Origin of the sequence: Roseovarius sp. 10 (assembly GCF_033100315.1) — a bacterium.
GTDB lineage: Bacteria > Pseudomonadota > Alphaproteobacteria > Rhodobacterales > Rhodobacteraceae > M30B80.
The window spans coordinates 473,853-487,978 of the sequence record NZ_JAWLVH010000001.1 but is presented as its reverse complement, the minus strand read 5'-3'; the positions used below and the strand labels follow the sequence as shown (position 1 = coordinate 487,978).

12 protein-coding genes and 1 pseudogene are annotated in these 14,126 nt (G+C 60.3%); 4 read left to right on the top strand and 9 right to left on the bottom strand.

The genetic code is table 11. The annotated features are described in order from the left end of the window. From RYZ18_RS02360 to RYZ18_RS02350, 3 genes are all read right to left on the bottom strand, one after another. Positions 1–1,080, bottom strand: coding sequence for an efflux RND transporter periplasmic adaptor subunit (locus RYZ18_RS02360; RefSeq protein ID WP_173495903.1), 1,080 nt, complete (start codon positions 1,078–1,080; stop codon positions 1–3). After that, entirely contained in the window at positions 1,077–1,628 is a 552-nt protein-coding gene (locus RYZ18_RS02355; RefSeq protein ID WP_317654771.1) for a TetR/AcrR family transcriptional regulator, read from the bottom strand. The genes RYZ18_RS02360 and RYZ18_RS02355 overlap by 4 nt, the downstream gene beginning before the upstream one ends. Positions 1,629–1,757: 129 nt before the next feature. Further along, entirely contained in the window at positions 1,758–2,060 is a 303-nt protein-coding gene (locus RYZ18_RS02350) for a hypothetical protein (RefSeq protein ID WP_317654770.1), read from the bottom strand. Positions 2,061–2,222: 162 nt separating this feature from the next. Here RYZ18_RS02350 and RYZ18_RS02345 point away from each other — a divergent pair, with 162 nt between their 5' ends. Both RYZ18_RS02345 and RYZ18_RS02340 read left to right on the top strand, forming a co-directional pair. After that, positions 2,223–4,571: a cation-translocating P-type ATPase gene (locus RYZ18_RS02345; RefSeq protein ID WP_317654769.1), complete on the top strand. Its 2,349-nt coding sequence runs from the start codon at positions 2,223–2,225 to the stop codon at positions 4,569–4,571. Positions 4,572–4,634: 63 nt separating this feature from the next. Then, positions 4,635–5,147, top strand: a complete 513-nt coding sequence (locus RYZ18_RS02340) for a murein L,D-transpeptidase family protein (protein WP_317654768.1) — start codon at positions 4,635–4,637, stop codon at positions 5,145–5,147. 9 nt (positions 5,148–5,156) lie between these two features. Here the strand turns inward: RYZ18_RS02340 and lnt are convergent, their stop codons facing one another. The 6 genes and pseudogenes from lnt to RYZ18_RS02315 all read right to left on the bottom strand — a co-directional run bounded on the left by lnt (position 5,157) and on the right by RYZ18_RS02315 (position 10,847). Continuing rightward, on the bottom strand, positions 5,157–6,734 hold the full coding sequence (lnt, locus tag RYZ18_RS02335; RefSeq protein ID WP_317654767.1) for an apolipoprotein N-acyltransferase: 1,578 nt from the start codon (positions 6,732–6,734) through the stop codon (positions 5,157–5,159). Continuing rightward, positions 6,701–7,144, bottom strand: coding sequence for a signal peptidase II (gene lspA, locus RYZ18_RS02330; protein ID WP_411567086.1), 444 nt, complete (start codon positions 7,142–7,144; stop codon positions 6,701–6,703). Before lspA ends, lnt begins: the two co-directional genes overlap by 34 nt. Continuing rightward, positions 7,118–7,369, bottom strand: a pseudogene (locus RYZ18_RS14190) (LysR substrate-binding domain-containing protein); the annotation flags it as partial. The gene lspA and the pseudogene RYZ18_RS14190, both read right to left, overlap by 27 nt. A 122-nt stretch (positions 7,370–7,491) precedes the next feature. Next, entirely contained in the window at positions 7,492–8,343 is an 852-nt protein-coding gene (locus RYZ18_RS02325; protein ID WP_317654766.1) for a TniQ family protein, read from the bottom strand. Then, complete coding sequence (locus RYZ18_RS02320; RefSeq protein WP_317654765.1) at positions 8,340–9,221, bottom strand: TniB family NTP-binding protein; 882 nt, start codon at positions 9,219–9,221, stop codon at positions 8,340–8,342. Before RYZ18_RS02320 ends, RYZ18_RS02325 begins: the two co-directional genes overlap by 4 nt. An 18-nt stretch (positions 9,222–9,239) precedes the next feature. After that, a complete protein-coding gene (locus tag RYZ18_RS02315) occupies positions 9,240–10,847 on the bottom strand; it encodes a Mu transposase C-terminal domain-containing protein (protein ID WP_317654764.1) in 1,608 nt (535 codons plus the stop codon). 348 nt (positions 10,848–11,195) lie between these two features. On the opposite strand from RYZ18_RS02315, the gene RYZ18_RS02310 reads away from it, so the two are divergent. Both RYZ18_RS02310 and RYZ18_RS02305 read left to right on the top strand, forming a co-directional pair. Next, entirely contained in the window at positions 11,196–12,536 is a 1,341-nt protein-coding gene (locus RYZ18_RS02310; RefSeq protein WP_317654763.1) for a malonyl-CoA decarboxylase domain-containing protein, read from the top strand. Beyond that, positions 12,514–14,043 (top strand): malonyl-CoA synthase, encoded by a 1,530-nt coding sequence (locus RYZ18_RS02305; protein ID WP_317654762.1) that lies wholly within the window; start codon positions 12,514–12,516, stop codon positions 14,041–14,043. The genes RYZ18_RS02310 and RYZ18_RS02305 overlap by 23 nt, the downstream gene beginning before the upstream one ends. Positions 14,044–14,126: the final 83 nt, after the last annotated feature.

Sequence of the window (14,126 nt, the reverse complement as noted above, 5' to 3'; positions counted from 1 at the left end):
TCAGAACATGGCCGGGCGCACCAGCACCCCGTCGCGCATCTGCCACCAGCCTGCAGCCACGATCCGCGCACCAGGCGTCACGCCGGACAGGACCGGGATGCGGTCGCCCTGCGGCAGGCCCAGGCTCACCTCGCGGGGATGGGCGCGGCTTTCCTCGTCGACGACCCAGACGCGCGGCGCCGCACCGCTGAAGGTGTCGACGGCCGACACCGGCACCATGACCGCATCGACCCTCTGACGCGGGCGAAGCTCGACGGTCGCGGTCATGCCCGGCAGGATGCGCGGGTCGGGCTCGCGCAGGGCGAATTTTACGGCATAGGTCTGCGCCACCGGGTCGGCCTCGGTCACGAAGCGCGCCAGATCCAGCGGCATCGCCGCGTCGGGAAGGGCGGGGAACCGCGCCACCGCCTCGTAGTCTTCCGGTGCAGTGCGGGCTAACACCGCCAGATCCTCGGGCAGCGAAATCGCGACCATCAGCGTGCTGACGTCCTGCAGGCGCAACACCGGCACTGCCGGGGTCACGTTGGAATAAGTCTCGATCAGGCGCCGGGCGACGATGGCCTCGAAGGGGGCAGAGATGCGGGTCTGTTCGAGTGCGCGCTGCGCCTCGGCGACGGCGACCTCGGCCTGCCGCAACTCGGCGCGCGCCCGGTCGAGCTGCGCGCGCGGCGCCGCCGCTCGTTCGACCAGCTCGGACACCCGGGCCTCCTCGCTGCGGGCCAGATCGACCACCGCTTCGGCCCTCTCCAGGGCGAGGCGAAAATTCACGTCGTCCAGCGTGGCGATAAGTGTGCCTGCTGCGACGCGCTCCCCCTCGGTGGGGCCGATCTCGACGATCTGTCCGCCGATCTGGAAGGCGATGTCCACGGTCCGCTGCGCCTCGACCCGGCCGATGAAGCTGCGCGCGGCAAGCCCATCGCCGGCCTGCACCACCTGCATGGGCACCGCGACGGCGGCCTCGGTCGGGGGCGCACCTGCGTCTTCCTGCTGGGCCAGGGCGTTCATGTTGGTGAACCACGCGGTGCCGCCCAGCCCGATGAGTGCGATGATGACTGCGAGAGCGATAGAGAGGCGTTTCATGTGGCAGGCTCCAGATCTTCGATCATGGTTTGAATACGGGTGAGGGTCGCCTTGCGCAGGGCCGGATCGGCGGGTGGCAGGCGCATCAGATGCTGGAACCGCAGCCCGTCCAGCGCCGCCAGAATGACCAACGCGCTTGCCGGGTCGGCAGTCTCTTCCAGAACACGCCCGGTATAACCCTCGATCAGGCGGTTCACCGGCGTCATCAGCGCGGGGGCTTCCGCCGCGGCAATCATGATCGCCATGGAGATGTCGGGATCAAAACGCTCGAAATGGCCGAAGGCGCCGACGAGGGCGCGCAGCGTCGGGTTTGGCTGCCCGGACGCGGCATCGCGGAACTCGAAGAAACTCTGTTCGAAAGCAGCAATCATCTGGTGCATGAGACCTTCAAGCAGCGCCAGCTTGGAGGGAAAGTTGTAGAGAACGCCGCCTTTCGACATGCCAACCTCGCGCGCGACGGCCTCGATCGTCAGACAGCCCGGGCCGTCACGCGCGACCACGGCACGGGCGGCGTCTAGGATCTCGTCAGGGGCATTGCGCGCGCGCATTCCATCTCCGGGGCTGGCGTTCCGACCATTTGGTCGGAAACCGACCGATTGGTCCTATAGATGCTGCGTCGCAGAAGTCAAGCTGATCCCGGTCGACGTCGACGTCGACGGCAAACCAGGTTGGAGAGATCAGACCATGGCGCCGATCGTCCGCCGGAACCGCGCGAGCGCGATGGCAAAGAGGATCGCGCCGATCGCCGCAAGTGCGAGGAACTGGGGCCAGACGATGCCGATGCCCGCGCCGCGATAGAGGATCGCCTGGGCCAGCATCACGAAATGCGTGTCGGGTGCCGCCAGCGCCACCACGCTTTCGGGCACGTTCCCGATCGCGTTTGCGGTATCGCTGCTGTCGCTCGGTGAAATGGCACACCTGGCGGCGAGCATTAACTTGGGCAGGACCATCATGTTACGTTTTTGCATGATCGATTGCATTGAGTTTCCTTTCGCATTTGCTTTCTGCCTCGCCAAAACGGGGCAATCCGCTGTCAGTCCTACCAAAAAACAGAACATGAAGACCAACCGATTTTTCACTTGAAGCTCTAGTTGCTGTAGGTGCTATGTCGATCTGAACTGTCCGAATCCCGAGGTCCGTTCATGCCGTCTTATATCCACCGCCATGATGATACCGACGCTCCGCAGGCATCCGGCGACGGCTGCTGCGGAGGCAGTCGAAGCTGTGGCAACGTCGCTCCAGTAACGCCCGCGCCGTATGCCGGGCGCAGCTTTCAGGTTTCAGGCCTCGATTGCGCCGAAGAGGTCGCGATCCTGAACAAGGTGGTCGGCCCGAAGATCGGCGGGGCGGAGCATCTCGCGTTCGACGTGATCAATGGACGGATGACCATCCTCGACAGCGCAATGAAGGTATCGGACGGCGAAGTTGCAGAACTGGTGGCAAGCACCGGCATGACCGCCAAGCCCTGGGATGCCGAAAACGCGTCGGTCGACCAGGCGGCCCATCTTGCACGCCAGCGGCTGTATACGGCGCTCAGTGGCGGCTTCTGGGCCGCGGGATTTCTGTGGCACATCATCGAGACCGGCATGGGGGGGGCACTCGGCCTCTTCGCAGGGCACGGCGAAGCGCCGATGCCACGGGTCGAGGCAGGGCTATTCGCGGTTGCGATCCTGTTCGGTGTCTGGCTCGTGGCACCCAAGGCATGGTCGTCCGCACGGAGACTGTCGCCCGACATGAACCTGCTGATGGTGGTCGCGGTGGCCGGTGCCATAGGGCTTGGCGAATTCTTCGAGGCGGCGACGGTTGCGTTCTTTTTCTCGCTCTCGCTCTACCTCGAAAGCTGGAGCGTCGGGCGTGCGAGGAATGCGGTCTCGGCGCTCTTGGACCTTGCACCACCGACGGCGCGCGTGATCCGCGAAGACGGAAGCGAGGCCGACGTTCCGGCGGCCCAAGTCGCCGTAGGCTCAAGCTTCATAGTACGCGGTGGCGACCGTATCCCGCTCGATGGTGAGGTGACGGACGGCGCGGGCGCGGTCGATCAGGCGCCAATCACCGGAGAGAGTGCGCTGGTCCCAAAGGAACGAGGCGACGAAGTCTATGCCGGTACGATCAACGGCGAAGGCACACTGACGGTGCGCGCCACGAAGGCCGCCTCGGACACCGTGTTGGCCAAGATCATCCGCATGGTCGGTGACGCCCATGCCCGCCGCGCGCCCGTGGAGCAGTGGGTGGCGAAATTCGCCCGCATCTACACGCCTATCGTCATGGCTCTCGCCATTGCAATTGCCCTGCTGCCGCCGCTCATTTTCGGGGGGGCCTGGGATTATTGGTTCTACAATGCACTCGTTCTGCTGGTGATCGCCTGCCCGTGTGCTCTGGTCATCTCGACACCGGTCTCCATCGTCGCGGCGCTCACCGCTTCGGCGCGGGCGGGCGTACTCATCAAGGGTGGTGCCTATGTCGAGGCACCGGGTCGGACCACCGCGCTGGCCATGGACAAGACCGGCACAATCACAATGGGCGAGCCCGAAGTGGCGGCTGTGCATCCGCTGGGCGGGGCTTCGGCGCAAGATCTGATGACCCTCGCCGTTGCGCTGGAGGCACGTTCCTCGCATCCCTTGGCGCGCGCCATTCTCGCGCGGGCAGAAGCCGACGGCATCAAGGTATCCGCCGCGGAAGATACCCGAACCGTTCCGGGCAGGGGACTTGAAGGACGCACAGACGGCCGGTCGATCTGGCTGGGGTCGGACCGGTTTGCCGAGGAGAAGGGATTCGGCGATGCCATTCCGAAGGATTTGCGCGACCGCATCGAAGGGGCTGGCAGCACCCTTGTTGCCGTAGGCGACGACACCGGCGTCACCGGCATCCTGGAATTGCGCGACCGTATCCGCCCCGATGCCAAGGGCATCGTGGCACAGCTCCACGCGCAAGGCGTGAAGACCATCGTCATGTTGACGGGCGACAACGAGCGGACAGCGCGCGCCGTTGCCGCCGAGGTCGGCATCGACGAGGTCCGTGCCGAGCTTCTGCCCGAAGACAAGGTGACAGCCATCGAAGAACTGGTCGAAACGCATGACATGGTGGCCATGATCGGCGACGGGGTGAACGACGCCCCCGCCATGGCGCGCGCGCATTACGCCATCGCGATGGGTGCTGTTGGTTCGGACGCGGCAATCGAGACGGCTGATATTGCCCTGATGACCGACGACCTCGGGAAGGTGCCTTGGCTGATCGGTCATTCGCGCCGGACAATGTCGATTATCCATCAGAACATCGGTATTTCCTTGGCGACCAAGGGCGTTTTCGTTGTCGCTACCGCGTTCGGACTGGCATCGATGTGGGGCGCGATTGCAGCCGACGTAGGGGTGTCATTGCTGGTGGTGGCCAATGCCCTGCGCCTGCTGAACAGCCAAGAGGCCAAGGCGCCGCCGTCCGGCGGTGAGCAGGTTGGCCCACAGATGACAAAAGCCGCGCTTGCCCACGGACATTGATCAGGCAGCATTTGCAAGGTAACGTAATGTCCATATCAGACCTCACGAAAGAGGCGTCGAGCAGTGAAAAACATCCGATTTCCCCGCCGCGCCGTCCTGTTGGGCGGGTTGGCAGCGTTTTTGTCTGGCTGTGCCAGCAAGTTCCGCAGCTATGGCGGACCCGAAGTGACCCGTGTTCGGCTTTACAAGGGGCAGCGTTTGCTTGTTCTGGACGGAGCCGATCGCGTATTGCAAACCTATCCGGTCGGGCTGGGTTTCGCTCCTGAGGGTCACAAGCAATTCGAGGGAGACGGCCGGACCCCTGAGGGCGCTTACGTAGTCGATAAGCGCAACCCCGACAGTACGTATCATCTTTCGGTTGGCATCTCCTATCCGAATGAGGCCGACATCGCCTTTGCTGAAGCGCAGGGCCTTTCCCCTGGCGGCGACATCTTCATCCATGGTGGTCCACGCCCAGGCATCGACCCAACGGACGTCCGCGACTGGACAGCTGGCTGCATCGCGGTCACAGATCGGCAGATCGAGGACATCTATGCAATGGTGAAAGACGGAACACCTATCCACATCTTTGCATGACGGTCTTTCTCATGCGGCGGTAGTGAGCCGTCGCATTGGCGCCATTGCCCAGCTCCACGAAGCCAAGATGAGCGCCAACAGCATCCAGTCCCCGAAGCTCGCGTAGAGTGTCGGCGGTCGCGCGGAGGGCAGGCTAGCGTCGATGATGCCCGTTTCGCCGGTATCGAGCCGCGCAACGATCTCTCCGCTCGCGTCGATGACCGCGGAGATGCCCGTATTCGCGGCTCGGATGACTGGAAGGCCTTCCTCTACGGCGCGCATACGTGCGGAAGCCAGATGCTGCTCGGGTCCGATGCTGGTGCCAAACCAGGCATCGTTTGTCGCGTTGAAAATCCAGTCCGGCCGGAACAGGTCGTCGACCACATGCCCTGGGAAGATGATCTCATAGCAGATCGCCACGGCGACCAGCGGCACACCCGGAAGCGCAAGCGTTCTCGGGCCCGGTCCGGGCGTAAAATCGCCCAGACCCGCCGTGAGCCGCTCGATGGGCAACCAGCCGCGGAATGGCACATATTCGCCGAAGGGCACGAGATGGTGTTTCGCGTATCCGGTCAGGATCTCGCCGGTCTCGTCAAATGCCTGGACCGTGTTGAAATATCGGGTGCCATCCTCGCTCGGTACACGGTCCGGCACACCGGTGAGCAGCACGCTGCCTTCCGGTAGCGCAGTGGCAATCCGGGCCCGCGCCTTCTTATCCTCATCGAGGAAACCCGGAAAGGCGGTTTCCGGCCAGAGAAGAACGTCGAAATTGCCGGGGCGGGAAGAAAGTTCGAGATAGCGCGCGAAGGTCGCCTTGCGGTTCTCGGGCGCCCATTTCTCCTCTTGGGGAACGTTGCCCTGGACGATGCGCAAATCGACACCGGGTAGCTGTTGTGCATTCGACTGGAGGCGGAGCGTGCCGACGGCCCACATCATCGCGATGCCGGCCAGCGCCATGAGCGAAGCGGTCAATCGTTGCCGCCCGGACGCCATGACAGCCGTGCCGGGGAGTGTCGCGACGAACACGCTGAGAAAGCTTAACCCATAGCTTCCGACCCAGGCGGCGGTCTGGCGAAGGGCGGCGTAGTCGGCAAGTGCGTAGCCGGCGAGGTTCCAGGGAAACCCTGTCAGAACGTGACCACGCAACCACTCGGTCGCGGTCCAGGAGGTCGTGAACAGGAGGCAGGCGAGGAGACTACCCAGGGCTCCGTGCCGCGCGATTTCGGCGAAGAGCGCTGCGGCAATGGCTGGGAAAATTGCGAGACCTGCGGACAATCCCGCGACGGCCGGGATCGCCATCGCCCCGAACCGCTCGGCCTCGACGTAGAAACTCTCTGCAATCCACGAAATCCCGAAACCGAACTGGCCAAGACCAAACGCCCAGCCGACGAGGAAAGCACGCCCGAGGGAGAGATCGCGAAGACCGACAAAGAACGCGGAATAGGCAACAGGAACGAGCAGGAGAAGCGAGAAAGGCGGGAAAGTCAGAACGGTCAGCGCCCCGGCGACGAAACCGAGCGTCATCCGCGAAAGAAAACGGTGGCGAAGAGCGATGCGGTTCAGAATTTCCGGCTTCACGACTTGATCGGACGTCGCGCGCTGATCCATGGCGCGGCGAGCAAGAGCCCCACGCCACCGACGACAAATACATCGGCCATGTTGAAGGCAGGCCAATGTGTTGTGCCAATGTAGAAATCCAAGAAGTCTGTTACAGCCCGATACCGCACACGGTCGATGACATTGCCCAGGGCTCCTCCAATGATCGCGCCATAGGCAAGCGCTTCGACCGCATTTTCGGCGCGAAACAGCATAACCCCCAGCCAGATACAAATGGCAAGAGCAAGAGCGATGAGGCTCCACCACGGCGCGCCGCCCAGCATCCCGAAAGTCACGCCGTCATTACGATAAAAGACGAGGTTGAATCCGGCAAACATGGAAATCCCGGCGCTTAAACTGGCGGCATTCGCAACGACAATGGCTTTGTCGGACGGCGCGACGAACACAATTATGTTTTCCAGAAATGGTTCAGCGATCACAGTGTCTTCGCGCGGGGGCTGGCCCATCACATAAATATCGTCGGCGTTATCTGCGATACGGGCGAGCACGACTTCGCGGTTGGTAATCTGCAGACGTGGCTCGACCCCCGGATACCTGCGTTTGAAGTTTCCTAGCAGTTGCGGGAGAAAATATTTCGCTGTTGAAACAGCGGCGACAGACAATGGGCCTGCAATGTCTCGCTGCATGTCCTCAAGTGCTGTCTGCATGCTTCTAAGTCGCTCCAGGTGTCACTTGGCACTTAATTGTAAGATTGCGGTGGTTTTTGACGGGTTGGGCACTTTATTCGAGATTTTGAATGTCTTCAGTCTCAAATTAACTGCATCTGGCGAGGACCTGGTAGCCCGAACGCCGGGTTGATCAGATGGTCGGTTTCTTCGATGAACCGGAGTCTGTTGTGCCCGAAAGTGTGCGCCTGAAGCATCTGCAGCATCTCCGGGCCGGCGCGCTCCACGATGGCGACACCTGCCAGAAGCGCCGGTCGGATATGGAGTGGTACAATTGGATGCTTGGGTGAGGGTGGGAACGATCCCTCTCGGGCGATGACGTCATCGAGGTCCGGTACTACGACACTGAGAACTCGATAGCGCCAGAGTTCAGCGTCGCGCGGGAATGGCCAAGGCACCCGGCGCATCAGCAGAAGGCGGGCGAGTTCCAGCGGTGATGTCCATGTTTGAATGTCGCGTTCTGCATCATCTTGGAGCAGCTTCTCACCACGATGTGCGGCGGCATGATATTGATTGAACGGACGGCCGCGGTCGCATTGAGCCAAGTCCTGGAATGGCCGGGCGCAATGCGGGCAAGTGATCCGCCATCCCTGCAAATCACAACGTAGGATTGGTCCTGGATCGGAGGTGCCCGATTTGCAGCTGGAGCATCGCTGTAGCGGTTCCTTTGCGATGAAACGATGTGCGGATCTCCGGATGTTGGCGAATGTCATCCGGCGCACGGTCTTGGCATCCATCGAGAACATCTCCGCCAGACGGCCTGCCTGGTCCCGGCTTAGTGTTCGGTCGGCAATGTGCAGCGAGACGGCGTCAGGCAGCCCATGGCGCAGCATGGTCAGGGCCGGAACCCCGTAGAACGCGGCGTGGCGGGCAATCCAGGACGAGAAGAGTTCACCCGTAGCCGGCGGCAGGACGACCGGAAGACGCCCGTTCATGCATAGACCGCTTCCACATCAAAGTCCGGCGCCCAGGCGTCGACAGCGCTGTCCGTGATACGTTCGCTGCCGTCCACGACCGCTTCGATCGCGAGGCTGTTGATCATGTGGAAGATGTTGGCGGTGATGCCGTCCGTGATCTGCAAAATGCGGCGCAGCGACTTCGGGGTCAGTACCGAGGGGCGATGAAGCGGCGTGTTGCGCAGGATCGATGTCACGAGGGTTTCGAAGTCTTCGTTTGCTGCCCATCGGCTCAACGTGAACTGTTCGAACCGACGCGCGAGTTGAACATCCCCGCCGATGGCCTCTCGCGCATCGTTAACGCCAAAGCAGACCAGCGAGATTTGGAGACGATTGCTGAGGAAGCGCAGGGTGTTCAGGACGATGCGCTGCTCCCGGTAAGTTCCGGCGAGGATATTGTGGACCTCGTCTATCACCAGCACCTGCACGCCGATCGCCTCCATGATCCGCAGGGCTGCCTGTTCCATCTGCGTGATGTCGGCGCGGGGCGACTGTGGCGCGCCGAGAAGGGTGAGAAGCTCACCGTAGAAGCGACGCTCGCCGGGGCGGCTGACCATTTCCATGGCAAGAACCGGTGTCGTCAGCGCCCCTGTCGACTTATCGAAGTTTGGCGGGTGCTGATCGCGGAACCGCTTCATGATCATTGTCTTGCCCATCCCGCTGTCGCCGTAGATCGCGATCGAGGGCATGCGTGTGCCTCGTGGGTGGTCGAGCAGCGCGTCCAGCCGACCAAGTGCTTGCTTGGCGCGTGGGTAGAGCACCCATCGGCGTGATCGCATGGCACGAATGCGTGCCGCCTGTGGTTCAGCAAGTAGTGCCGCCGCGCCGGAGGTCAGGTGAGGGGTCGTGTCGGTCATGGTCGCTCCAGCTCAAATTCAATCCTCAACAAACGGGACCGGTTTGCTGGAGTCGATACCGCGGAGCGTGCCCGGTTCCCTCTTATCAAGTCGCGCCTGCGTGCGGGATCGGCCGCGCTTTGCTGCGGCCGTCTTCTTGGCCGCTGCCTCGACTAGCGCTCGTTGCTCGAGAACGGTCCTGACGATGGCGCGGGTACCGACCTCCCGGCGGCCCTTCTCTCTAAGGGCACGGCGGGCGGTCATCGCCTCGTGCAATGTGACCTGCGGCAGCGCCAGGTCGGCATACCGCGCCTCGACGAAGTTCCCCGAGGGCCGACGCACGAACACCCGCGACATGTCGCGGGGGTCATACTTGACAATCAGGCGCCGTTTGGTCCGTCCTACATCGGCGCTCAGTGCGGCCGACCAGTAGCGCAGACCGAAGAGATGAATGCCCGTCGGCCGCAGGGTCCGTTCTTGCTCCGGCAGGAAAGCGAGCCAGAACCGCAACCGATCCTCCGGCAGCCGGAGCGGGATTTCTCCTTCTTGTTCCCGCCAGACCGCGAGTGGTGGACGGCCGAGACTGCCATGGATCGATTGATGATAGGCACCGACGATGTCGAGTGCGATGTACCGTTCAAGCTCTCGCAATGTCAGGGCAGCGTGGCGTTTCGGGTCGTAGTCGCCCAGATCCCGCTCGTTGCTGAACGTCGTTCCAGGAAGGAGGTGCAGCCGTCCCATTTGCGTACCGATAAGCCGCTCGATATGCCCGCCGAACCGCGGCGTGCCCGGTGGCCGCCAGTCAATGGCAATGCCCGCATCGTCACATCCGCGCTTGAAAGCCCGGCTGCGGAAATCTGCGCCGTTGTCGACGTGCACCTTGTCGGGAAGACCAGCGACGGGCCACGGCTCCACAATGTCGCGTTCTTTCAGCCAGGCGGACTTATCGAAGACGGAGTGGAGCAGGCAGAGGCTGGTAGATAGGCGGGAAGGGGCGTCCATGGTGAGGTAGAACCCTGTCACCATGCGGCTGTAGACATCCATCGCGAGCGTCAGCCATGGGCGACCCACCGGCTCACGTGTTTCCTCGTCGACAACAAAGACGTCGGCTCTTGTATGGTCGATCTGCACCACCTCAAGCGGACGGGTAGGGTGGAAGGTTCCGGGAACTGCAGTGGCCGCCTTCTCGACATTGTGCTCGCCCCGGCGCCGGGCGCGTTTGCGAAGATCGATATCCTCGAGCCGCGCCACAATCGTGCGCCGATGCGGCGGCTGCAGGCCCGCAGTCAGGCAGTCCGCGTGCACATCCCGCACCAATTGTGAAATCGATGGCCGAGTTCTCTTGAGGTAGTGTTTGTTGATCGCCGCGTGAATGATCTCCTCGCGTGCAGGGTCCAGCGTTCGATGACCGGTCGGTCGTCCGCGCTTACGCTCGACCAAGGACATCACCGTCCCGCCCTCACGAAACAGCTTGACCAGCCGAAAAACGGATGCCCGGCTGAGATCGAGCTCATCAGCGAGGCGTGCAATGTCGGCGGCAGATGTCCGGCCGGGATTGTCCTTAAGGAAACCACGGATCGCGTCGGCACGGCCTGACGCCTCGTTCCAGAGGTCTTCGTCAATCTCGTCGGAAAGAGGGTCGGTCATGGCAGTTCGGCACCGATTGAACTTCGGAGTGACAGTCTCAGTTAAAGTGACAAGCTACAAGCGGAAATCTCAATTTAACTGCCCAATCTCAAATTAAGTGCCAACGCAACCTACTGAAATCATTGAAAGTGTAGTCTCAGAATTAAGTGCCAAGTGACACTACCGATAAGATACAAACAGCGACACTATGCGACTGATTTTGCGAGACCGGGTGATAGCTGAAGGGCGGAATTATGCCGTTCACTGCGGGCAACGACATCAACACACGCGGCCATGCAAAAATGTCGAATTGTTTATGAGCCGAATGGTTTTGTACGCTCATGCAGATACTTAGCTTTCGGCAGAAACATGGCGAACCTGAACACAATCCTACAAGCAATTGTAGAAAAAGGGTCTCGGTGGATCGAGCCCGCAATTCAATCTGAGCCTCCAGCGAGCCAGATCCGCATTCTTTGCGACAAATTGCTGTCGTCCAAAGGAGAGGCGTCCGGCGTCGCACTGGCAGATCAGGCTCTGCGTTTATATCGTGACTTGTCGGCGGACGAAAAACTCGGGTTCTTCGAATTTTTAGCGGTCGAGTATAACCCCGCACCCTCGGATGTGCTGGCCGCTGCTGAGGATTATCAGGCGGACCAATCCTCAGCAAATTTAAGGCGGCTCGCGCATAGCTGTGAACCGCAACGGCAGGAGTTGCTCAGGCGACTGAACTTTGCACCACAAGGAACTTATCGCCTCGTAAAAATGCGTGAGGATCTGCTTCGCTTAACGCGAACCAAACCGGAGCTGCAGCGTATCGACGATGACCTGCGGCACCTTCTGTCGTCCTGGTTCAATCGGGGGTTCCTAACCCTGAGGCCTATAAATTGGGACTCATCGGCCCGTGAACTTGAAAAACTCATCGCCTATGAGGCCGTACACGAAATCAAAGGATGGGATGATCTGCGCAGGAGAACTGAACCTGCGGACAGGCGCTGCTTCGCGTTTTTTCACCCCACGATGCCGGAAGAACCGCTGGTCTTTGTCGAGGTTGCACTCACAGGTGAGATCCCAAATTCTATACAGGAACTTCTCCGCGAGGACCGGGTACCAAGCCTGCCAGAAGATAAAAAGGTCGCCGTCTTCTATTCGATATCGAACTGTCAGGCCGGTTTGAAAGGTGTGTCTTTTGGTGCCTTTCTCATCAAACAGGTCGTCACGGATCTATCGCGTGACCTTCCAAACCTAGAGCTGTTTCTCACGCTCTCGCCGGTGCCCGGCTTCATCAAATCGCTTGAAGAAAAAATCAGCCTCGGAAATGAAACCACCGATGTCGAAACATTACAGGCAGTCGTCAACCTAGCGGCGGCTGGAAAACCTATCGGCGAAGACATGGCGCAAACCGTGCGGATGCTCGCAGCAGATTACTTGGCCAATGACAAACATAAAAAAGGGACGCCCAAGGATCCAGTTGCCCGCTTTCATCTCGGCAACGGTGCCTGCCTTCACGCTGTCCACGCAAATGCTGACCTTTCTGAAAGAGGGATGCAGAACGCGGCAGGCGTGATGGTCAACTATCTCTATGACCTCGACAAGCTCGAGGCCCGTCATGAAGCATTAAGAAATGAGGGAACGGTCGCTCTGTCTCGCGATGTGTCAGCGCTGATCTCCGCGAAAGGTAAGGTATCCCATGGGAAAAAACTATCTGCATGAGCGGTTGTTTTCAAAACACCGTAACAATTCCGACGTCTTCATGTATCTGCAAGATGGCAGCCAGATCACCTACGAAGAAGCCTACTCGAAAATGGCTGCCATGGCCTCCGCACTCCTAAGCCTGGGTCTTAAACCCGGCGACCGCGTTGCCGCCCAGATTGAAAAATCCCCGACATCGATTTTTATCTATGGTGCAACCGTCATGGCAGGTGGCGTTTATTTGCCGCTTAACACCGCCTATACACATGATGAACTTTCCTACTTTCTTCATGACGCGACACCGGCAATTTTTTTTGGAGATGCCGCCAAAACTGAGGATCTGACTGATCTCGCAGCAGAGGTTTATGCAAAACTCATACCGGTCACCAGCGACGGGGCCATTGGTGATGAGTTTCCCTTGCAAAAAAGCATCTCGTCATCCGCTAAATTCAAACCGGTTGAACGCGGCGAAGACGATCTTGCGGCAATTCTTTACACCTCAGGCACAACAGGCCGGTCCAAAGGTGCCACGCTGACCCATCGCAATCTTGCGTCAAATGCAGAAGTTCTGACCCAGGAATGGGCCTTTACGGCCAACGATCGCTTGATCCACGCTTTGCCGGTCTACCATACGCATGGGCTGTTTGTCGCGACCAATGTCACTCTGGTTGCCGGAAGCAGCTTGGACTTTTTTGCCTCCTTCAATCTTCCGGCCATATTGGAGGCGCTTCCGAAAGCAACGGTCCTGATGGGCGTGCCCACGTTTTACACGCGTCTCTTGTCTTCTGACGACCTGACAGAAGACCTTTGTTCCAATATCCGGCTTTTTGTTTCTGGCAGCGCACCATTACTTGCCGAAACGCATCAGCAGTTCAGTGCCCGGACAGGAAAAGCGATCCTGGAGCGCTATGGCATGACCGAGACCAATATGATCACCAGCAATCCTTATGACGGTGACCGGCGCCCAGGCACCGTCGGGTTCCCCTTGCCCGATATTGCATTGCGGATCGCCGACCCTGAGACCGGTACCCCTTTGCCGCAGGGGGAGGTCGGGGTCATCGAAGTCAGAGGCCCAAATGTCTTTGCCGGTTACTGGTATATGCCCGAAAAAACCAAGGCGGAATTCAGGGAGGACGGCTTTTTTATAACTGGAGATCTCGGCCAAATTGACGAGGACGGCTATGTCAGCATCGTTGGCCGCCAAAAAGACCTCATCATCTCGGGAGGATTTAACGTCTATCCAAAAGAGGTCGAAGAGGTCCTTGATGGCCTGGAGGGTATTATCGAAACGGCGGTCATCTCCGCACCTCATCCCGACTTCGGGGAAGGTGTTTTGGCCGTTGCTGTACCCAACCCGGCCGCAAATGTGACCGAGGAGGACATCCTCACACAGCTCTCTGGGAAAGTCGCTAAATTCAAACAGCCCAAACGGGTCTTCTTTAAAGAGGCCCTGCCGCGCAACGCGATGGGCAAGGTTGAGAAAAAACGTCTCCGGGAAGAGTTCGCTGAAACGTTTGGGCAAAACTAAATCGTTGTTGGCGACCAAATCAGATAGAGGGACAAGGCTGGCAATCTTACGTCGTGCTCCGGTTGCATCTTCGGAGAAAACGC

Excerpts from the sequence above, each read along its gene's own strand:
- RYZ18_RS02315 (WP_317654764.1), bottom strand. The coding sequence starts at position 10,847 with ATGACCGACCCTCTTTCCGACGAGATTGACGAAGACCTCTGGAACGAG.
- RYZ18_RS02305 (WP_317654762.1), top strand. The coding sequence starts at position 12,514 with ATGGGAAAAAACTATCTGCATGAGCGGTTGTTTTCAAAACACCGTAAC.
- RYZ18_RS02360 (WP_173495903.1), bottom strand. The coding sequence starts at position 1,080 with ATGAAACGCCTCTCTATCGCTCTCGCAGTCATCATCGCACTCATCGGG.
- lnt (WP_317654767.1), bottom strand. The coding sequence starts at position 6,734 with ATGGATCAGCGCGCGACGTCCGATCAAGTCGTGAAGCCGGAAATTCTG.
- RYZ18_RS02350 (WP_317654770.1), bottom strand. The coding sequence starts at position 2,060 with ATGCAATCGATCATGCAAAAACGTAACATGATGGTCCTGCCCAAGTTA.
- RYZ18_RS02320 (WP_317654765.1), bottom strand. The coding sequence starts at position 9,221 with ATGACCGACACGACCCCTCACCTGACCTCCGGCGCGGCGGCACTACTT.
- RYZ18_RS02345 (WP_317654769.1), top strand. The coding sequence starts at position 2,223 with ATGCCGTCTTATATCCACCGCCATGATGATACCGACGCTCCGCAGGCA.
- RYZ18_RS02310 (WP_317654763.1), top strand. The coding sequence starts at position 11,196 with ATGGCGAACCTGAACACAATCCTACAAGCAATTGTAGAAAAAGGGTCT.
- RYZ18_RS02325 (WP_317654766.1), bottom strand. The coding sequence starts at position 8,343 with ATGAACGGGCGTCTTCCGGTCGTCCTGCCGCCGGCTACGGGTGAACTC.
- RYZ18_RS02355 (WP_317654771.1), bottom strand. The coding sequence starts at position 1,628 with ATGCGCGCGCGCAATGCCCCTGACGAGATCCTAGACGCCGCCCGTGCC.